Source organism: Paraburkholderia sp. GW821-FHT02A12 (assembly GCF_059422005.1).
The window spans coordinates 2953661-2972989 of sequence record NZ_JBWKWA010000001.1 but is presented as its reverse complement, the minus strand read 5'-3'; the positions used below and the strand labels follow the sequence as shown (position 1 = coordinate 2972989).

17 protein-coding genes and 3 pseudogenes are annotated in these 19329 nt (G+C 60.5%); 9 read left to right on the top strand and 11 right to left on the bottom strand.

Going from position 1 to position 19329, the window contains the following annotated elements:
- Positions 1 to 224 precede the first annotated feature (224 nt).
- The 7 genes and pseudogenes from AC07WT_RS13455 to AC07WT_RS13425 form a co-directional block, all read right to left on the bottom strand.
- Entirely contained in the window at positions 225 to 1322 is a 1098-nt protein-coding gene (locus tag AC07WT_RS13455) for a porin (protein ID WP_494947479.1), read from the bottom strand.
- Between the two features lie 821 nt (positions 1323 to 2143).
- Complete coding sequence (locus tag AC07WT_RS13450) at positions 2144 to 3274, bottom strand: class I tRNA ligase family protein (RefSeq protein WP_494947478.1); 1131 nt, start codon at positions 3272 to 3274, stop codon at positions 2144 to 2146.
- A 14-nt stretch (positions 3275 to 3288) separates the two neighbouring features.
- A complete protein-coding gene (locus AC07WT_RS13445) occupies positions 3289 to 3669 on the bottom strand; it encodes a class I tRNA ligase family protein (protein WP_494947477.1) in 381 nt (126 codons plus the stop codon).
- 377 nt (positions 3670 to 4046) lie between these two features.
- Positions 4047 to 4813, bottom strand: a pseudogene (locus AC07WT_RS13440) (IS5 family transposase).
- Positions 4814 to 5011: 198 nt separating this feature from the next.
- Complete coding sequence (locus AC07WT_RS13435; protein ID WP_492594844.1) at positions 5012 to 6931, bottom strand: AAA family ATPase; 1920 nt, start codon at positions 6929 to 6931, stop codon at positions 5012 to 5014.
- Between the two features lie 72 nt (positions 6932 to 7003).
- Entirely contained in the window at positions 7004 to 7366 is a 363-nt protein-coding gene (locus tag AC07WT_RS13430; protein WP_492594845.1) for a hypothetical protein, read from the bottom strand.
- 617 nt (positions 7367 to 7983) lie between these two features.
- On the bottom strand, positions 7984 to 8487 hold the full coding sequence (locus tag AC07WT_RS13425; RefSeq protein WP_494947476.1) for a hypothetical protein: 504 nt from the start codon (positions 8485 to 8487) through the stop codon (positions 7984 to 7986).
- Between the two features lie 589 nt (positions 8488 to 9076).
- On the opposite strand from AC07WT_RS13425, the pseudogene AC07WT_RS13420 reads away from it, so the two are divergent.
- A pseudogene (locus tag AC07WT_RS13420) lies at positions 9077 to 9833 on the top strand (IS110 family transposase); the annotation flags it as partial.
- A gap of 488 nt (positions 9834 to 10321) precedes the next feature.
- Here the strand turns inward: AC07WT_RS13420 and AC07WT_RS13415 are convergent.
- Positions 10322 to 10468, bottom strand: a complete 147-nt coding sequence (locus AC07WT_RS13415; RefSeq protein ID WP_492594847.1) for a hypothetical protein — start codon at positions 10466 to 10468, stop codon at positions 10322 to 10324.
- Between the two features lie 471 nt (positions 10469 to 10939).
- On the opposite strand from AC07WT_RS13415, the gene AC07WT_RS13410 reads away from it, so the two are divergent.
- Positions 10940 to 11170: a hypothetical protein gene (locus AC07WT_RS13410; RefSeq protein ID WP_494947475.1), complete on the top strand. Its 231-nt coding sequence runs from the start codon at positions 10940 to 10942 to the stop codon at positions 11168 to 11170.
- 395 nt (positions 11171 to 11565) lie between these two features.
- Here AC07WT_RS13410 and AC07WT_RS13405 read toward each other — a convergent pair whose 3' ends face one another.
- Positions 11566 to 11823, bottom strand: coding sequence for a hypothetical protein (locus AC07WT_RS13405; RefSeq protein ID WP_494947474.1), 258 nt, complete (start codon positions 11821 to 11823; stop codon positions 11566 to 11568).
- On the opposite strand from AC07WT_RS13405, the pseudogene tssG reads away from it, so the two are divergent.
- The 7 genes and pseudogenes from tssG to AC07WT_RS13370 form a co-directional block, all read left to right on the top strand.
- Positions 11779 to 12498 (top strand): annotated as a pseudogene (gene tssG, locus AC07WT_RS13400) (type VI secretion system baseplate subunit TssG); the annotation flags it as partial. The gene AC07WT_RS13405 and the pseudogene tssG overlap by 45 nt on opposite strands.
- Positions 12499 to 12552: 54 nt before the next feature.
- Positions 12553 to 13164: a type VI secretion system lipoprotein TssJ gene (tssJ, locus tag AC07WT_RS13395; RefSeq protein ID WP_494947473.1), complete on the top strand. Its 612-nt coding sequence runs from the start codon at positions 12553 to 12555 to the stop codon at positions 13162 to 13164.
- 205 nt (positions 13165 to 13369) lie between these two features.
- Positions 13370 to 13993 (top strand): pyridoxamine 5'-phosphate oxidase family protein, encoded by a 624-nt coding sequence (locus AC07WT_RS13390; protein WP_494947472.1) that lies wholly within the window; start codon positions 13370 to 13372, stop codon positions 13991 to 13993.
- A gap of 57 nt (positions 13994 to 14050) precedes the next feature.
- Positions 14051 to 14998, top strand: coding sequence for a LysR substrate-binding domain-containing protein (locus AC07WT_RS13385; protein WP_494947471.1), 948 nt, complete (start codon positions 14051 to 14053; stop codon positions 14996 to 14998).
- A gap of 212 nt (positions 14999 to 15210) precedes the next feature.
- Complete coding sequence (locus AC07WT_RS13380; RefSeq protein ID WP_494947470.1) at positions 15211 to 16518, top strand: MFS transporter; 1308 nt, start codon at positions 15211 to 15213, stop codon at positions 16516 to 16518.
- A 42-nt stretch (positions 16519 to 16560) separates the two neighbouring features.
- The gene (locus AC07WT_RS13375) at positions 16561 to 17808 is read left to right on the top strand and encodes a metal-dependent hydrolase family protein (protein ID WP_494947469.1); all 1248 of its coding nucleotides are present in this window, start codon (positions 16561 to 16563) and stop codon (positions 17806 to 17808) included.
- Complete coding sequence (locus AC07WT_RS13370; protein WP_494947468.1) at positions 17808 to 18029, top strand: hypothetical protein; 222 nt, start codon at positions 17808 to 17810, stop codon at positions 18027 to 18029. Before AC07WT_RS13375 ends, AC07WT_RS13370 begins: the two co-directional genes overlap by 1 nt.
- Before the next feature lie 48 nt (positions 18030 to 18077).
- Here the strand turns inward: AC07WT_RS13370 and AC07WT_RS13365 are convergent, their stop codons facing one another.
- A complete protein-coding gene (locus tag AC07WT_RS13365) occupies positions 18078 to 18875 on the bottom strand; it encodes a hypothetical protein (protein WP_494947467.1) in 798 nt (265 codons plus the stop codon).
- 144 nt (positions 18876 to 19019) lie between these two features.
- Entirely contained in the window at positions 19020 to 19328 is a 309-nt protein-coding gene (locus AC07WT_RS13360) for an AtuA-related protein (protein ID WP_494947466.1), read from the bottom strand.
- Position 19329 lies beyond the last annotated feature (1 nt).

Sequence of the window (19329 nt, the reverse complement as noted above, 5' to 3'; positions counted from 1 at the left end):
CGTGCCGCCGATCACAGACTTACGCGGCTCACATTGCGTATGCCCTTTGCATGAGGCAGCACGCGGCCGAGGGCGTGTGGAAACTCGATTTTCGCGGCTGAGGGCGAGGTTGGCGGTCGGACCGGTCATCCGCAGCACATTGCGCCCCACCTGCGCGCGTATAGAAAAAGCACGCGCAGGTGGTTCGGAAGCGCGATGCCCGGCGGCAAACCGGTCAGCACGAATCAGAATATGTTGCGAAGGCCGAGCGCGACGCCGGTCTGGTTGTTGCGGCCTGGAAAGTCTGCTTTCGCCGCGCCAGTGCCGCGGATGAAATCGACCGTGCCATACACTTCGGTCCGCTTGGACAGCGAGTATTCGGCTAGCAGCACGCCCGAGTAGCGGACGCCGCGGCCGAGCGTGGTGCCGTCGGCGTCCAACGCATTGCGGGAATGATCGTAGTAGGCCGCCGCAGTCAACAGCAGCGGCGCCGTGACCTGCCAGGTGGTACCGACGTAGAAGCCGTCGTCGACGCGGTTGGTATTCGTCACCGGCGTCGAAAAGCCAGCAGCCGGCGAGTTTGCGGCCGCCATGTAAAGGTCGACGATGCCGGTATTGTCCTGCGCATGCAGCCAGCCTGCATAGGCCTTGACCGTGCTGAACGCATAGACAGCGCTCACGTTGACAACATTGAACTTGTTGTTGTGTGCATCGCTGTTCTGCTGAAAGCCTGCATCAAGGGACAAGCCGCCGTACGTATAGGACGCCGTCAAGCCGTACATGTTGTTCGCGCCGGTGCTGCCGGCCACACCGCCAAAGCTATACATGGCTTCCACGTTCAGGCCGCCGAACTGGCCGTTGTACTTGACGGAGTTGTTCTGGCGCAGGCCGTATCCGAGTGCGCCAGGCAGCCAGCCGTCCTGATCGTAGTTACCGACGGTCAGCGGGTCGTAGACGTTCCCTAGCTGGTCGAATAGCGGCGTATTCTGGCGACCGAAGGTCACCGTGCCATACTGGTTGCTAGACAGCCCAACATAAGCCATCCGGTTGAAGAGGGTATTCTGGCTCGCAAACTGGCCGTTCCACAGGTTGAAGCCGTTCTCAAGCCGGAACACCGTAGACAAGCCGCCGCCCAGGTCTTCAGAACCCTTCAAGCCCCAACGGCTTCCGGTGATCGGGCCGACGCCCATCGATACCTGGCTGTCGTTGTTCGCATTGGCGTTGGTGAGATAGCGGACGCTCGTGTCGACGATGCCGTACAGGGTGACCGAGCTTTGCGCGAAAGCGGATTGGGCCGCGACGGCGATAAGTGCGCCACCGATGGCGCTGATGGTTTTCTTCACAGAGTCTCTCCCCATGTTTAGTTGTAAGGCAAACCGCTGGTCTATATAACCGCTGCGGTTCATGCGCGGCTTTTGGCCTGCGCGCAATGATATTTCCGTCAAATTAAATCGGGACCTGTTTTCAATTTTTGTGTCTCCCGTTTACAACATTGGATTGACTTTCGTATCACCGGACACTGCCAGCGAATTCTTGTATGTGGTCGGAACAGCCCTGTTATGCCTGCTGCCGCTCAGCGTTGTTGAGCGGCAGCAGGCCAGGCTGAGGTCCGACCGGGATTCGTTAATATCTGAACCTTAAGATATTTGCGAATCCCGGCCACCCCTCTTATCCGTTCTGTCACAGCCATCGAAGTCTCCAGCGCCGGAAAAACGGCGGCTGGCTAGCATACGACGGCATCAAAAGCGGACATTTCTATGCAGCTAAAAGCGGACATTATCAAAAAGCCCTAACAACTAGCTCGGTTGATTAAAAGAATTATGCAAAATTTGCGAGCAATTGGGGGACGGCAGTTTCAGGTTCTGCAAGTGCTGGTTTCGACGCTGCTAACGGTGCTCCGCACTGGCTGCAACACCCGTTATCGCCGCAATCGCATGGTGGCAATACCGTGGCAAACGGGCCGGGGTAGGGCGCCTGTCGTTTGCGTTTTCCTAAGACGGTGTCCTGTGCGACGGAAGGGCTGCAGCTCGGCCTTATGTGAAGCTTTCCATAAGGCCGAAAAAGGGACCTCCGAGACGTTCGTGTTAATCGTGTACAGAAGGTCGAGCGAGGCAGGGAGGAAGTTTCGGTTCGTGGACCGAAACCCATCCGATCGTGTTCAAGATCAACTCAGCGGCGGTCGCTTCGGAAACAGAACGCCATTGCGGACCTGATTGCCTGGCGCGACGCCTTTGCTCCATAGAGCGCCCCAAACAGGCTCGGCGGAGCACCCGAGCAACCACCGCAGTTCACGCATCTTTTCCGGCATTGCTGGCGCAAGGAGGATGGCGACGCTGTGAATTGCTTCCGCCAGCGTATAGAGCACCGTGTCGATTCGATCCGATGCTGCTTCATTCTTTGCGAGTGCCCAAGGCGCGGCGACTGACACGTAGCCGTTAAGGTGTCGTACGAATTCAAAAATCCGCTCCATTGCGGGTGCGAGTTTCATGTTGTCGACGAGTGCGAGAATTTCGCCTGGCAGGATGGCGGCGCGCGTGATGATTTCGTTCTCGAGCCGCCCATAGCCTTTGGGTGCCGGTACACGGCCACCACGGTATTTCACGATCATTGCCAGTGTGCGCGACACGAGATTGCCCAGATCATCCGCAAGATCCCGGTTCAGCCGCTTTTCAATGATCTCGTTGCTGATGATGCCGTCCCCACCGAAGCTGATCTCGCGAATCAACGCATAGCGCAGTACGTCAGTGCCATAGGTATCAGCCGCAATGAGTGGATCCACGCCGTTGCCGAGTGACTTGCTCATTTTCCGCCCGTCGTGACCGAGCAGATGGCCTGAAACGAAAAGGCGCTGATATAGTGGAATGCCCAGCGCATGACACATGCTCAGCCAGAACAGTGTGTGCGTGCGCAAAATGTCCTTTCCAATCACGTGCCGGACACCCGGCCAGAAGTCATGGAAGGAGCGATGATCCGGGTATCCCAATGGGGACACGTAGCTCAACAGCGCATCGAACCATACGTATGTAACGTGCTGGTCGTCCCACGGAATGGGAATGCCCCACTCAAGCCGTTCGCGCGGACGGGATATGCTCAGATCGCCGATAGGCTCTTCAAGTAGCCTCAGGATTTCGTTCCTGTATTGTGCTGGCTGGATGAGGTGGGGCGCATCCAGGAGAACTTGCCTGATCCAGTGACGGTGCTTTTCCATCCGGAAAAAGTAGTTTGGCTCACGACGTAACACCGGAGGATCCAGGTCTTCGGGCAGCTTCCCGTTGACCAGTTCCTTTTCGGTCACAAAACGCTCCTGCGCTACTGAATAGAGCGCTTCGTAGTCAGCCAGATAGATTTCACCGTCGTCGAAGAGTCTGTGAGGCAGTCAGATACAACCTTCGCGTGGGCCGGAGCACTGGTCCGCACAAAGCAGTCTGGGCTAGCAGAAAGTCGTTGCCATGCCGTTTCGAATAGCTTTGCGTGTCTGTCCGTGAAAATCCGGGGATCTTCTCCAGCCTGTGCGGCCGCCCTGGCGATTTTTTCCCCATGTTCGTCCGCGCCCGTCAGCAGCATCACCGTGTCTCCTGCTGCACGGAAGTAGCGTGCGACGACATCCGCGTGAATGCTCGCGTAGGCGTGCCCCATGTGTGGACGGTCGTTGACGTAGTAGATGGGGGTCGTGATGTATCGATAGGTCATGGCCGCTCCAGAAAAGAAAAAGGGACGCTGCGGCGTCCCTTTTCAAAAAAAGCAAAAAAAGCTTTCAACGCCCAGGATAAGGTATCTCCAGGTGCATGCACATCAAGCGGGCGTTGGTCACGAAATTCCGGGTATTCATCAGGTGCTCAAGTGCGAAGGCGGCGGTTGTGTACGGTATATATCGGCATGGTGCCAGTTGAACTGCAGTTTGTCCACGGACCGTTACCCGGACGTCGGGAACCAGTCGTCCGGGTCTCCTCACAGCGTTTCCCAACGAATACCGCAGGGTCCATTACGACAGCCGCTCGTCGCGGCGATGTAGATGATGTCCCGGCAGCCATTGTCTTCGCGGTCTGGCGTCGTGAGAACCGTATTCGTTAGGCAGTGTTCACATTTACGACTGGCCCAAACGCGCAGGCAAGCGATGCAAACACGAGATAGCTCTCGGCAAGCTTGTCATATCGAGTGGAGACGCGGCGAAAATGCTTGATGCGATTGAAAAACCGTTCGACCAGGTTGCGTGTACGGTACAGCGCACGGTTGTAGCGGCGCTTTGTCTTGCGATTCGAACGCGGGGGAATCACGACCTTTGCCCGGGTAGCCCGAATCCGTCGCACGAAGTGGTCAGCATCGTAGCCCTTGTCTGCGATAACCGCTCCGGTGCGCAGATGCTCGACCAGTTGCGCGGCGCACGAGATGTCGGCGACCTGTCCTTCAGTGACGATCAGTCGCAACGGGCGACCTTTCGAATCTACCGCCAGATGCACTTTGGTGCTCAATCCGCCTCGGGAACGTCCGAGCGCTTGCGGCCCGCTTTTTTTAAGGCCCCGGCCGAATGCTGGTGCGCTCGCACGATCGTCGAATCGATCAGGATGTGCTCGATTTCCGTCTCGCCTGCCAAAGCATTCGCCACCCGCGCCCATACACCCTTGCTTCGCCAGCGCGAGAAACGGATATATACCGTATGCCATCGGCCGAATTCCGCGGGAAGATCGCGCCACGGACTGCCGGTTCGGGCAATCCATAGCACTGCTTCGAGGAACCAGCGATTGTTGGATGCCGTTCGGCCACGGTCGCCTTCCTTGCCCGGCAGGATAGCTTGGACTTTGTTCCATACTTCGTCGCTCAGTAACGTGCGTACCATCCCGTCTCGTAGCGCAAAAGACAGGATGTAAACACATTTTTTCAAATGTAAACAGACCCTAGTGTCCCGGTGTGATGGTAATGGCGGTCAGGAAGAATAGCGTCCAGTTCCAGACCAACATGAACGAGCGGGAGCGCGCGACTTATAGGCCCGCCACCACACTCGCCATGGCAACCGACGCGAATACGCTGCAGTGAGTCAGCCGATAGAAACATCTAGGGTCGAGAGTGCCGCACGCACGTCGGCTGTCGTGATGGTGGTGGCTCCCGACTCGATATGCCGCGCCGCTGCTTCGTCGACGATCCGTTGCAGCGCGGCGTCAGCGTCAGCGATCGAGCAACCTTCGAGACCAGTGGTCACGCATTCCACCGTATGCCGCGAGAATGCAAATGTGTCACCAGCCTTGAGCTTCAGCTGGGCACGTATGTAAGCCGAAAGCGATTCGCGTGAGGGCACATCAAAGCGGATCTTCTGCTCAAGGCGACCGCCGCGCAGCACGGCTGGATCCAGCGTTTCAGGATGATTGGTTGCGGCAATCACCAGTACGTCAGGCACCCGGCCATCGGCGCCGTCGATCGAGGCAAGTATCCGGTTGGTCACGGGTGCAACGCCGGACATACGCCGGTCACTAAGCACGTCGTCCGCCTCATCGACAAACACGATGCATGGTCGGAGGTCCTTCGCCTGACGGTAGAGCCGGTCCCATGCGGTATGGCTATGGAGCAGTTCTGCGCCGGTGGTTTTGAGGAATGCCCAGCCGCTGGATTTTGCGAGTGCCATTGCAGCCTGGGTTTTGCCCGTGCCCGGCGGTCCATAGAACAGCACACCCCTTGGCAGCGCACTACCGAGCTGTTCCATCCGGTGAACATGTTTCAGGCGCAGCCCGAGCCGCTTCAGGTGGTCGCGCGACCCGTCGGGCATGATGATCGCTTCGATTGCCTTGACTTTCTCCGGCAGCTGTCCCTTCGAACCCTGGACACGGCGCATGGCCTGCATGGCAATTTCAAATGACACCTGGCCGTTTCCAAAGAGACCTTCCCGCCGCATGTCGGCGAGTTGCGGTCCGATAGCTGTCAGGCGCGCGGCACTGAAGCCTGCCCAGCGTTTTCCGAGACTCTTGAGCACCGGTACGCTGAGCGCGTTCGACCCAAGCGTCTTGCCGACTGAACGCTGAAGGATCGCTTCACGGGCCGGCGCATCTGGTGGCGGGACCTCCACCTTGAAGTCAAAGCGGCCCTCGCGGATCGCGGCCCCGTCCAGCCAGCTGAGGTCATTCGTGGCGGCGACGAGCACAACGGGTGTGCCGCGAACGCGGACCATCTCGGTGAGCATGGTATTGGTGAGATCGCGATCCATCGCATGGGCGTCATTGCGTGACTTGATAAATCCGTCGATCTCATCGATGAAAAAAATTGCGTGTCCTAATCGTGTTGCCTGGGAAAAGGCCGCCTTCACACGTTCAGGTGTCTCATTGATCCACTTCGAGGCGATGTCCTGGTAGGAAATCGAGAAAAACGGAATCCCCAGCTCACCGGCCAACGCTTCTGCGAACATCGTCTTGCCGTTGCCTGGCTCACCGGAGAGCAGGATGCCGTTTCTTGCCTGCTCCGGGCGAGTGAGGATGTCACGTGCCGCATTGAGCAGCCGGTCTTTCGTTTCGGCCATGCCCGTTATAGCGTCAAAAGAAAATCGCGCCCGCTGCACACGTCCGTCCAAAAGATTCGCCCGCTGCGGCGTGGGCTGGCCGGAGACTGCCTGCGCAGGGGAGCGTAGGGTGGGTTGTTCTACGGGCCGCGGGGCGGATCGTAGAGCCTGAAGATACCGGTACACGGCGTTTAACGCCAGCCGGCATACGATGCCGACACCGAGCAAGACTGCCGTCTGTACGGAAGACTGAGCCACCGCAAACAGCAGGACGGCCACGGTCCCTGCCGCCATCAGCCAGCGGGCAATGGGGACGTAGCGGTGGAGCGCGAGCGCAAGGCCGACGCAGACCAGCATGGCGAATAGCAACCGCATGTCGTTGAGGTGAAGAACTGACCCAAGGTCGGCACCTGCGAGGGTCCCGGTCAGGATGGGTGGAAACAGGCGGGCCGTAGATACGATGGCGTCTTTCATGGATGATTCTCCGTGGAAGCGGGGCGATGATCGCGAAGAGACTGGTCACAGGCGCAGAGATACACAGGGTGCCTAGCGAAGCGAGGGGATGACGTCCTCCTCGATCGTGTCGTACAGCTCATCGCGGATAAGTTGCGCCAGCCCATGGCGTTCGCAGAAAGCAACCGTGACGAACAGACCCGCGAACGCAATGGAGCCGGCCTTGATCATTGCGAGTACTACGAGGGCGAGACCTTGTACCAGCGCCGGGCAAGCCCCCTGCAGTGCGTCGAGTCCTAGCACGATTCCAAGGCATGAGGTGCAGGCCATGAAGGCTGGCATAAAGAAGACCAGTACGGCCGCGGTGTTCCAGAACATCCTGACGGGGCGGGGCAGGCACGCGTGATCCGGGTGGATGAAGTTGAAAAACGACGTGTGCTGTTGATCGTTATGCATAGGAAGCTCCATATAGGTAGTGGCTTGGATCTGTCCGGCTCACCGCAACCAGACGGCGGGCCGGAACAGATCCAGGTTCACATGGCCAGACGGGAACGCAAGTCGGATTGCGCTAGCGAAGCACGATGAGCGGGCGACCGCGTCTGGGCAGCCACAGGCTCGGACCTGGACGCCGCCGGCACGTGCGGGTTCGCGCCGGCCTGAACACGCGGCGTCGGTTCTGCCGCAGGATTCGTCTCGAGTGTGCGATCGGGCGCCTGAGGTCGGCACCCAGGCGCCGGTGCCAGGCCTCAATCGCATCGAGGGGGATGCTGGCGTCGATATAGCCTGTGACACCCGAGTCGGTCACGACCTTGATGACCTCGCAGCCGTTGGCTGCGGTAAAGCGTGTGTTTTCCATTCGGGATCTCCGTGCGTGTACCCGTCACGTTTCACTTGTGCGTATGGCGCCGTATCCACCGTGCGAAGACGATGAGCGGCGTCGAGTAGTCGATGAGGCACTGCCGGCATTCATCTACGAATATCTGCCAGAGGCCCTTTCGGGGATTGCCCATAGGGATGTCCTTGTGGGAGTGAGACCATGGGTTGGCTCAGGTGTGGGAAGGGAGGCCGGCTGCTCAGCGATAGGCGGCCGACGCGACGGTTGCGCTTGCCGGAGCAAGGACGAGCGCGCCGGGATACTGTGGTACGGTTGCCGCGGCATGGCCGAACGGTCCTGTGGCTACACTGATCTGTGCCGGTGCCGCGGGGTCCGTGGCCGACGCGACTGTCTTGCCATCAGTAACGCACGTGACGCGCAGGTGCCCAACTGATCGGCCAAGCGTAAGCGTGCCTCCCGTCTGGCCACACCACGAGTCCTTGTCGTTGCTGAGCGTGCAGGCGGCGTCCGGACCAACGGTGCCAGTTGGATCCAGCACGGTGAGCGTGACCTGCTGGGTGTGACGGTGCTGTGCTGACATGTCGTTGCCAGGTGTCACGATGTTTGCCGGTCCGCGGCCGCGATCTATCAGGTCGAACCCGGTGACGGGGCGTGAAGATCCGCCGGCCGGGCTGGCGAAGGCACTGGCCGGCGCGGCGGCGAAGGCTGCAGCGCCGAACCACTTCAGATTTGCATTTGGCATTTGAATATCCCATCTGGTTGTGAATGTTTGTCAGCCAGAGGGCATCGAAGGGATGCCCGCTGGCTGACGGTCCCTGCGTGATCGAGTGCGAGGACAGATTCAGGATCACATGGGTTTTTGCAAACGCAAGTCAGGTGCACGCTATTGGTGGTGGCTCACATGAGCGCAATCCCAACTGGGGGGCGCGTCTGGCCCGGGCGATGTCACAAACAGGCGACCGCAGCAGAGCGGATTACTTCCGGAGCGCATTTATCGATGAAAGACGTCCAGTGGCAGCGTTTCATTTGCCTGGATAGTCGACCGAGAGTATGGTGTGGAAACCTCGCATCGGTATCTGAAGGAAGCGGTCGACCAGGCCTTGATGCTTCGTGGCCGTCGCGACTTCGCTGACCGACCCGCCTACGATGAATTCGTACGCGAGGTGGTGCTCCGTCGGAACCGGCGCAACGCCGCGGCGTTTCGCATCGAGCGCGAACAACTGCTGGATCTGCCTGAACGTCGCACCACTGACTTCGCCGAGGAAGAAGCGCTTGTGACCCGCTGCAGCACGTTCACCGTGCGCGGCATCCTCTACAGCGCGCCGTCACGCCTGCATGGCGAACGCGATCGCATGCGTATGGTTCGTGTACCGTCGCTACAAGACGAGGCCTCGCGTCATCTCATGCGTGATCGAGGTCAACTGCAAAAGGAAGTGCTGCAGCATCGCGATCGCATGAGAAAACTGCTGATAACCTTTGGCTGCTGGGGCGAAGTCGACCATAAGGCGTTTGCTGACCGCCTCGGAACGCGGTGAGATCATTTGTCACGACGGTGCGGCCTTACCAGCTGAGCTGCGCGAACGGTTGCTACGCGAGGCAGAACGGATCGCGCTGGCTGAGCGTCAACTGGCCGCGCTGGAGGGGACCTTGCAGGAGCGCCTGCCAGTGCCAGTGCGTGAACGCATTAATCACCTCACGCAGCTCCGAGGCATTGGTCAAATCGGCGCATCACGTCTGGTGCTCGAACTCTTTTGGCGCGATTTCAATAACCGGCGGCAGGTCGGTGCATGTGTCGGGCTGGTGCCGCAACCGTACGACAGCGCCGAGACCCCGGTAGACCAGGGCATCAGCAAGCAAGGCAACCGATGGGTGCGCACGCAGCTTATCGAGACGGCCTGGCAGTGGCTGCGCTATCAACCCGGGAGTGCGCTGACGAGGTGGTTCAACCAGCGCACCCAGGGCACCGGGCCCAACCGCCGGGCGAGGCGGATCGCCATCGTCGCAGTCGCGCGGCGACTCGTGATCGCGCTATGGCGCTACCTGAAGGACGGCGTTGTTCCTGGTGGCGCAGAGATAAAACCAGTTTGAGATCGTAACGCATGGTGATAGTGATGCCACGACAATCGGATCTGCCAAGGGGCGGAAGGCTGTGTCACTGCAACCGGTGGTGCTCGTGTAGAGGGCCGGATGCCGCATCTGGCCGATGAATTGTGACGGGTAAGAGTCTTGGGCGGAAGTCGCTTTACCAATGTATGCGGCTGCACGCGAAGGCTGTAATAATTTGTGGTTCTGCACGTCGCGAGAGCCGTCGGCGGCTGTGCCATTGCGAGATGGATAAGCCAATAAAATCATGACTTTGTACCTGCAAGGTTATGGAGCCAATGGCACGTCATGCTACTCCTAAGTCATTGATAGATAATAAATGTTTCGATTTCCGTCGATAGGTTAATAACCTATCCGGGGTTCGAATCCCCGTCTCTCCGCCAGGAAACCAATGACTACGGGCCTTTAGGCCCGTAGTCATTTCTACCCGCCAAAGAACCCGCCAAACATTGAAATGTCCTTTGGGTGCGCCATCAATGCTTGTGGTGCATCAAGTCCCGAAGATGATGTTCCTGGAACCAGTGGGTTAGTCGCTCCCGATTCTCGGATGCGACCCAGATCGCGGTGCCAAACACAACCACGATGATCCCCATCAAAATCGCTAACATCGAGTCACTCATGGCAGCCTCCAAAAGTCACAGCCACGCTTAAATTTTAGGCGAAAGCTTGTGCCGCTGCCTACCTTGGGTGCTGGCATTGGTGCAAGCATCCGTGAGCAGTTGCTAGCACTCCGATAGCAGATGCTTGAAGCATCCTGCATGCATTCCTTCAAGCATCTTCGTTGCATCGCGTTGCGCTGCGTTGCATGGCATCCCAAAACAGTCCCAGTTTCGGAAGAGTTCCGTTTTTGGGACTGTTCCACTTCGTGGCCGCAGGCGTCCCGAATCGGGACGCCCCAAGGGACAACGCGCTTTTGTCCCTTGGGACACGTTCTGTCACAGAGCGCGGACAGGCTCTGCCGTCAGCTTGCGCGAGGCGACGATCTCCTTCGCGTCATACGTAACTTTTCGATACAACTGGTTGCGGCCCTCCCCATCAGTTCCGAACCAATGCCACCCCATGTCTATCTAATTTAGGTGGGGAGAGACATCATGATCAGACTATTCAGCATTTTCGCACTGGCGGCTGGCCTCGCGGGCTGCGTCGTCGCTCCGCCGTACGGTTATGGGTACGCGCCAGCGCCCGCATATGAATATGGGCCAGCCTACTACGGCTATGCGCCTGGCTACTACGGCTATGCGCCTGGCTATTACGCGGCGCCGGCCGTCGATGTCGGCATCGGCTTCGGCTTCTATGGCAGGCATGGTGGCCACCGAAGATGAGCGAGCGCGGCACATTAATCAGGTAACGCTCGCGCCGTTACTGTAACGTTGCCAGTCACGTGACGCCGTGTCACGCCGTGTGACGCACGGTGACGCTTCGAAAACCCACCGTGAACCCACGCGTAGGCGCTCAGGTTGATATAACCCTGACTATCGAGCACGACGTAAGGTACTGCCGCGAACGTCTACCCGTCGCGCGCTTCACAGCGCTGGCTACCGGTGCGCCAGACGCTTCTTGACTTCGGCTGGGCGGAGTTTGTCGCTGCGCGCCAGACAGCAATGGCGACTGGCAGGTTGTTCCCCGAGTTGCCGCGTGGCAAGAACAATAGCGATGCATTCAGCAAGAGGGCTCAACGACTCCATCGCTGCCAAACCAGGCAGAAACCACCTGACGCTCACTCAACAAACTCGATGATGGTGTTGCCAGCAGATTCTGGCGTGACGGCGATACCGCGCGCGGTTCCCGCATGTGTTACGCCGTTCTCGGAAAGAATGTGTTCAGTCGATTGCAAATCGCGCACGCGCACTTGCAAGGCGATGCCATGCGGTTTTTCGATGTATCTCACTGGCATGCCGACCGACGCGAAGCGATCATTCGCCTGCGGTTGCGTCAGCGCGACGAGCCGATGTCGGCTTTCCTCGATCTGTTCCATCACCGCGTCGTCACGCAGTACTACCGTGTGTGGCGCAAGTACCGCTACCCGGCCGGCTTCCGCAGCGGCGGAACGGACGATATCTCGCGTTACCTGTTGAGCTTCGCCGGGCTGGGCATCGGCAGCCCGGAAACCGGGGAGGCGGTCGGCACTCGAAAACTACTGTCGATGCTGGGGCTCGCGGGCCAGAAGACGCGGACGGCCGAAGGGCTCGCGGGCGTACTGCAGCACGCGGTGCCGGATGCGCGGATCACCGTCGAGGAGTTTTATCCGGTGTGGATCAGTGTCGAAGACTACGAGCCGACTGAGCTGGGCGAGAACTGCCTGCTCGGCCGTGGTTTTTACGCTCGGGGCAATTCGGTGCGGGTCGTTATTGCCCCGCAGACGCGCGAATCGGTGCTCGGCCTGATGCCGGGGCAGGGCAACCACTGCGAAGTGATGGCGCTGCTGCGGTTCTATCTCGGCTACGAGGCGCAGGCGCATCTGGAGATGCACGTGCGCCCGGAACTGATGCCTGCGCAGGTATTGAATTCGGATCAGGTCAGTCTCGGTTACACAACGCAGTTGCCGCAGCTGCGCGCACGTGGTCGAACGGACACGGTCACGCGGGTGCAACTGGGCGTCTGGACGGGTGGCAGTGACCGGCAAGCGGTTCAACACCGTCCAGGGCATTGACACAGTCAGCGACTCGACGATTCATGAACACGGAACACCAGGAGAACCAACAGGATGATGCGAGCACTTCGAACCGGCGCAGTGGCGTTGGCCACCTTTGCCGTCGCAGGCTGCGGAGTTGGGCAGGCGGTGAAGGACAGCACAGTGGACGCAGCGAAATGGGCGTTCACCACGCAGATCAAGACGATGAACGTGGACCTCGTCAGCCGGTCGTCATTAAACACAAACGGCGCTGGACAATCGTTGTCGACGGTGGTGCGGATCTATCAGTTGAAAACGCCGCAGGCGTTCGAGCAGCTCGACTACATGCAACTGCAGACGAATGATCTCGACGCGCTGAAAGCCGACCTGCTGGCGACGAAGGATGTCGTGCTGCGGCCCGATGCGAGCGCAAGCGTTGCCGAACCGATGAACAGCGATGCGGAGTATGTCGGCGTGGTCGCGTTTTTCCGCGACGCGGGCAAGGATTCGACGTGGAAGCTGGTGGTGCCGAAAAAACAGTGGAAGCAGACCGACCCGGTGAAGATCGAGGTGCGCGACAACACACTGCAACTGGTGGGCGCGAAAACGGAACCGGTGAGGCGGGACGCGCCGCAGCAGAGCGTCCCGAATCCGCCAAAGCCGAAACCGGCGGTCATTACGGAATACGGCACGCAGGCTGGCTGAACAGTAGAACCGCCATTCCGCCGCGCGCTGCGAGGCGCCGCCAGCGCGCGCGAATGACAGGCCGGAGATGCTGTCGTCTCGATCCGGCCAGGCGCCATGCCATGTTCTCAGTTTTTGAAAGACGGGTTCCCGATATCGCCGGGTTCTCCTTGAACATGGAAGCCTGTAACGTTGGACGTGCCATCCGCGAAAAAGGAGCTGTTCAATGATGCGCCCACATCCGTATTCGAGCGACATCGCCTTCACGCCCACAGTGAAGGCGATCCAGACCCGCAACGGTTCGCGTGCCGCCTATGCGCGCATGGAAACCGAACGCGGCTGGCAGACCCGTATCACGCCGGATGTCGCGAGTTTCATCGAACGCCAGACGAGCGTGTTCTTCGCCACCGCGAACGACGAAGGGCAACCCTACATTCAGCATCGCGGCGGCCCCGCGGGTTTTCTGCACGTGCTCGACGACCGTACGATCGCGTTCGCCGATTTCGCCGGCAACCGCCAATACATCACGCTGGGCAATCTCGCCGACAATCCGAAGGCGTACCTGTTCCTGATCGACTACGCACACCAGCAGCGCATCAAGATCTGGGGCGAGGCGCGCGTGGTCGAAGACGATCCCGCTCTGTTGGCAAAGCTGATGCCGCAAGAGTACAAAGCGCGCGGCGAACGCGCGATCGTGATGACGGTGAGCGCGTGGGACGTGAACTGCCCGCAGCATATTCCGCAGCGTTTCGACGCAGCGGACGTGGCCGCCGCGCTGGACGAACGCGACCGGCGCATCGAAGCGCTCGAGGCGGAACTCGCGCAACTGCGGAAAGCGTCGCGCGCATGATTTGATGCGGGCTTCGACCCGCTATGATGGTGTCAACGCCACTCGGTCGTCACCATCATGCGCATTGCTCCTTTACCTCCGCTCCAATGCCTGATCGCCTTCGAATCGGCCGTGCGGCATGCCAGCTTCACCAAAGCGGCCGCGGAACTGCATCTGACGCAAAGCGCGGTCAGCCGGCAGATCGCGCAGCTCGAAGACTTCCTCGGCCGCTCGCTGTTCGTGCGAGAGCACCGCGCGTTACGTCTGACGATCGCCGGCGAAGGCTATGCGAAGCACGTGCAGTGGCTGCTCGCCAATTGCTCGGAAGCCACGCTCGACGTGATGAAGCGATACGGCGATCTGGAGTTGACGATTGCCTGCTCGTCGGGCGTCGCGGTGCTGTGGCTTACGCCGCGGCTCGGCGCCTTTCGCGCCGCGCATCCGAACGTCAAGATCAGGATGATCGTGCGCGACGGACTCGCGTCGCTATCGCCCGCGGAATTCGATGTGGGCCTGTACTACATCCGCCAGCGCGCGGAACCGCATTTCACCGCTCGTCGCATTTTCGACGAAGAGGTGTATCCAGTTTGCGCGCCGGACTATCTGGCGGGCCGCGCGCTGGAACCCGCCGACCTCGCGCACGAGACGCTGCTGATGCAGGAAGATGGTCAGCGGCAATGGATGTCGTGGTCCGAATGGTTCCGGCTCAATGGTGTGGCGATGCCGAATTCGCCGCAGTCGGTCGTCGTCAATCATTATCCGCAACTGGTGCAAATGGCGATTCTCGGCCAGGGCGTGACGCTCGGCTGGCGTCACATGATCGACGCGTGTCTGAACGAGGGGCTGCTGGTACGCGCCACGCGTGCTTCGGCGAGCCACGGCGGCGGCTATTACGTCGTGTCGCCGAACGACCGCGCGCAGAATCAGGCGGCGCGTTTGTTTACGCGCTGGCTCTTCGAGCAGGCAGACGAGCAGAATAACGCGCAGCTAAGCACCCGGATCAGCACGCAGATGAGCAAAGCGTAAGCCGCCTGACTGCCGTTCGCATGCGCTACGCGCATGCATGCATGCGAATCTTTCGTTTCGAAAACAAATCAGGTCTCTTCTAGGATCGGCATTGTGCATGCGAAAGCGCCGCCCGATTCCGATGCGTCGCCTTGCTGACAGATCCGCCGGTGCAGCGGCCACGCGAGAAGCCGCACGGCAGCCACACACGCAGCCAGATGAGGAAAGAGACCATGCAAGGAACGCTTTCATCCAACGTCGCGATATCCGTCGATACGCTCGCGGGGCAACGGCGCCGCGCCATCATCGCCACCGTGCTCGGCAATGGACTCGAGTGGTTCGACTTCACCGTCTACAGTTTTTTTGCGGTGATCATCGCCAAGCTGTTCTTTCCGACCGGCAATGAGCTGACCTCGCTGCTGCTCGCCGTCGCCACCTTCGGCGTGGGTTTCTTCATGCGGCCAGTGGGCGGCATCGTACTCGGCGTGTACGCGGATAAAGTCGGACGAAAGGCTGCGCTGTCGCTGACCATTCTTCTGATGGCGGGCGGCACGGCGCTGATCGGCTTCGCGCCGACTTACGACCAGATCGGCTTGTGGGCGCCGGTTTTGATCGTCATCGCGCGCCTGCTGCAAGGTTTTTCGGCGGGCGGCGAAATGGGCAGCGCCACCGCGTTTCTCACTGAATACGCACCGGCGGGAAAGCGCGCGTTCTACTCGAGCTGGATTCAGTCGAGCATCGGGTTTTCGGTGCTGTTGGGCGCGGCGGTCGGCACGTTCGTGACGTCGAGTCTGAGCGCCGATGCGCTGCATTCGTGGGGCTGGAGAATGCCGTTCCTGATCGGCATTCTGATTGGCCCGGTCGGTTATTTCATTCGCAGCCGCATGGACGAAACGCCGGTGTTCAGTGCGATCGCGGAAGAGGCAAAGAACGATTCGCCGCTGATGGAAGTATTTCGCCGCTTTCCGCGCGAGACGTTCGCCAGTTTTTCGATGGTGATCCTGTGGACGGTTTGCACCTACGTGCTGCTGTTCTATACGCCGACGTATGCGGTGCGCACGCTGCATCTGCCGCAATCGACGGGCTTTCGCGCCGGCATGTTCGGCGGTCTGATGATCATGTGCTTCTCGCCGGTGGTCGGCAAACTCTCGGACCGCTTCGGCCGCCGCTTCTTTCTGTCCGGCGCCGCCGCGTCGATCCTGCTGCTCGCCTGGCCGATGTTCGCCTACATCAACCGCGCGCCGGGCCTCGCTTCGCTGCTGGTGTTCCAGGGCGTGTTCGGCTTGCTGATCGCCACCTACACCGGCTCGATTCTCGCGGCGTTCTCCGAACTGTTTCCGACCAGGGTGCTGTCGACGGGCCTCTCGGTCGCCTACAACTTCGCGGTGACGATTTTCGGCGGCTTCGCGCCGTTCTTCATCACATGGCTGATCGCGTCGACGGGCAGCAATATGGCGCCCGCGATCTACGTGATGATCGCGGCAAGCATCAGCCTCGTCGGCACTTTCTATGTGCGCGATACGCGCCGCGGCCGCGGCTGACGGAAAGCAGCGAGACTCCTTCATCAAGTCAGGAAGATATCTATGAGCATTACGGTAATCAGCGGCGGCAACGTGCTGGATATGTCGCAAGGCACGCTGCTCGAGCATCGTCATGTGGTGATTGAAGGCAGCCATATCGTCGAAGTCACCGATCGTCCGGTCGATCTGCCGAACGCGCGCATCATCGACGCGCGCGGCAAGACGGTGATGCCCGGTCTGATCGATTGTCACGTGCACGTGCTGGCTTCGCGCGCGAACCTCGGCTTGAATGCAACGCAGCCCAATATCCTCACTGCGATTCGCGCGCTGCCGATTCTGAAGGCGATGCTCGGCCGCGGCTTTACGAGCGTGCGCGATGCGGGCGGCGCGGACTGGGGTCTGACGCAAGCGCTGGAAAACGGGCTGATTCCGGGGCCGCGTATTTTCCCGTCAGGCAAGGCGTTGTCGCAAACCGGCGGGCACGGCGACTTCCGGCCGCGCGGCGACATGCTCGAACCGTGTTCGTGCTGCTTTCGCGCCGGCGCGATTGCGCGGGTTGTCGACGGGGTGGATGCGGTGCGGCTCGCGGTGCGTGAGGAGATTCAGAAGGGCGCCACGCAGATCAAGATCATGGCCTCCGGCGGCGTTGCCTCGCCGACCGATCCGATCGGCAACACGCAGTACTCGGAGGATGAAATCCGCGCGATCGTCGCCGAAGCGGAGGCGGCCAATACCTATGTGATGGCGCATGCGTACACCGGCCGCGCGATTTCCCGAGCGATTCGCTGCGGAGTGCGCACGATCGAACACGGCAACCTGGTCGATGAAGCCGCGGCGAAACTGATGCATGAGCACGGCGCATTCGTCGTGCCCACGCTTGTCACCTACGATGCGTTGGCCAGGCACGGCGCCGATTATGGCTTGCCCGCGGATTCGATCGCGAAGGTCGAAACCGTGCGGCAAGCAGGGCGCGACTCGTTGCAGATCTATGCGAACGCGGGTGTGCCGATGGGATTCGGCTCGGACTTGCTCGGCGAAATGCACGCCTTCCAGAACGACGAGCTGCGCATTCGCGCCGACGTGCTCGGCAATCTGGAAGCGTTACGGTCGGCCACCACGATCGCGGCGGAGATCGTCGATCGGCGCGGCAAGCTCGGCGTGATCCAGGCAGGGGCGATTGCGGATGTGCTGGTGGTCGACGGCGATCCGCTCAAGGATATCGGCGTGCTGACCGGGCAGGGCGAGCGCCTCGAGTATGTGCTGCAGCGTGGCGAGGTAGTGAGCGAGCGGGGCCGCGTCATAGCGCGGTGATGCCGGTGGTGAGCAGCGGCTGGCCCAGGCGCTTTCGTGCCTGGGCTGCGCTCATCCGCCACGCCGTCCATCGCACCGTCACTGGAATCGACACCGCGACGATCAGCGCGCAGCAACGCACCCCGCTCGATGCATACCGCGCACCGCCGATGCGCAACACGATGGGCATCGAGACCGGACATCTTGCGATCGCACTCGCGCTCGAACCGCGTCCGCAGTAAGTAAGGGCGCGTGTACGAGCGTTGGTTAACGCGTCGTGCGCGTCATCTTCAAGCGGGCTTCGCGCCGCCCGGGTCGGCCGGCTTAAAGCGGCTTTGCACGGCAACGAGCTGATCGTCGCTGGTGGCAACGAGCCACAAGCGCGCCCGCTCGACCATATGCCGGTTGTGATCCTTCAACGAGCCCATCGAGACCGCGGTTTTCCACGCCACCGGCGCGGCACGGCTCGTTCTTCCGGACGGCGTGCCGACCAGCAGGGAATAAGGCCCAAGCGGAAGCGAGACGAGCGGCAGAGCCGGGCTCGCGCGCACCCGCCAATCGATAAACGGTGTTTCGCTAAAGAGCAGAGGCGTGGGCAAGCCGTGCAGCACGGTGAAGTCATAAAGCGCGAGTTGTTCACGCATGCCGACATACACACGCCGAATATCGGCGACGACGGCGGCACGGATCTCGTCGTCGAACATCGCTTCCTGCGCGTAGCGTGCCATCGCCTGCTGGGCATCGAGCTGATAGGCGCTAAAGATGCCAAGCTCGATGCAATCGTGCACCGCGCGTTGTACCTCGGCCGCCGAACCGGCTTCTTCCGGTTTGCCGAACTGGGCGGCGCGCAGGAAGCGGGCGAGACCCGCCTCCTGAATGGCGGGGCCTTCGGCCTTCGGATCGTCGTCGGCGTCTTTGCCGAGCGCCACATAGACATATTTTTCGACGGCGAAACGTGACTTCTTGCCGTCGTCGAACTTGATTTCGCCATCGACGCAATCGAGATAGCGCGTCCCGACCCGGCCATGCTCCCACACGTAATTCTTCAGGAAGGGACGTAACGGATGCAGCGTGTCGTGGTCAGTCATTGCCAACTCCGGTGCCGCAGTGAGGTTTTCGGATGTTCGCACAACATCGCGGCGCTGCACAGAAACCTCTTCAGCTGTCGAGTGGACCAGGCAGGTTTTTTGCCACGATCCGGGCGGCGGCTCCAGTTTGTTGCGTCCGCATACTTACGGTGCGTCGATCTCCAGATCCATCAACGCGGAACTCAAAGACTTGCCGTGCGCATCGAGTGCGAGCGAGCGCGTCACGCCGCCGCCTAGCGCTTCCGTCAGCACGAAATTGAACGCGCCGAGGTTCGGCAATTCAAAACGCGTCACCGTACCTTGCACGACGTCGGCCAAATGGGCTTTCACGCGTTCAGCGCTGACCTGCTGCCGCAGATGCTCATAATGCCGCGCGTCGTAGCAAATCACCGAAACGTTCAGCGTATTGCCTTTGTCGCCGGTTCGCGAATGGGCGAGGTCCCGCAGTTTCATC

What these genes read in the sequence shown, in the direction of transcription:
- AC07WT_RS13445 (WP_494947477.1), bottom strand. Translation starts at nt 3,669, where the DNA reads ATGACCTATCGATACATCACGACCCCCATCTACTACGTCAACGACCGT.
- AC07WT_RS13380 (WP_494947470.1), top strand. Translation starts at nt 15,211, where the DNA reads ATGCAAGGAACGCTTTCATCCAACGTCGCGATATCCGTCGATACGCTC.
- AC07WT_RS13360 (WP_494947466.1), bottom strand. Translation starts at nt 19,328, where the DNA reads ATGAAACTGCGGGACCTCGCCCATTCGCGAACCGGCGACAAAGGCAAT.
- AC07WT_RS13435 (WP_492594844.1), bottom strand. Translation starts at nt 6,931, where the DNA reads ATGAAAGACGCCATCGTATCTACGGCCCGCCTGTTTCCACCCATCCTG.
- AC07WT_RS13375 (WP_494947469.1), top strand. Translation starts at nt 16,561, where the DNA reads ATGAGCATTACGGTAATCAGCGGCGGCAACGTGCTGGATATGTCGCAA.
- AC07WT_RS13405 (WP_494947474.1), bottom strand. Translation starts at nt 11,823, where the DNA reads ATGGAACAGATCGAGGAAAGCCGACATCGGCTCGTCGCGCTGACGCAA.
- AC07WT_RS13430 (WP_492594845.1), bottom strand. Translation starts at nt 7,366, where the DNA reads ATGCATAACGATCAACAGCACACGTCGTTTTTCAACTTCATCCACCCG.
- AC07WT_RS13365 (WP_494947467.1), bottom strand. Translation starts at nt 18,875, where the DNA reads ATGACTGACCACGACACGCTGCATCCGTTACGTCCCTTCCTGAAGAAT.
- AC07WT_RS13410 (WP_494947475.1), top strand. Translation starts at nt 10,940, where the DNA reads ATGATCAGACTATTCAGCATTTTCGCACTGGCGGCTGGCCTCGCGGGC.
- AC07WT_RS13370 (WP_494947468.1), top strand. Translation starts at nt 17,808, where the DNA reads ATGCCGGTGGTGAGCAGCGGCTGGCCCAGGCGCTTTCGTGCCTGGGCT.
- AC07WT_RS13425 (WP_494947476.1), bottom strand. Translation starts at nt 8,487, where the DNA reads ATGCCAAATGCAAATCTGAAGTGGTTCGGCGCTGCAGCCTTCGCCGCC.
- AC07WT_RS13385 (WP_494947471.1), top strand. Translation starts at nt 14,051, where the DNA reads ATGCGCATTGCTCCTTTACCTCCGCTCCAATGCCTGATCGCCTTCGAA.
- AC07WT_RS13390 (WP_494947472.1), top strand. Translation starts at nt 13,370, where the DNA reads ATGATGCGCCCACATCCGTATTCGAGCGACATCGCCTTCACGCCCACA.
- AC07WT_RS13415 (WP_492594847.1), bottom strand. Translation starts at nt 10,468, where the DNA reads ATGAGTGACTCGATGTTAGCGATTTTGATGGGGATCATCGTGGTTGTG.
- tssJ (WP_494947473.1), top strand. Translation starts at nt 12,553, where the DNA reads ATGATGCGAGCACTTCGAACCGGCGCAGTGGCGTTGGCCACCTTTGCC.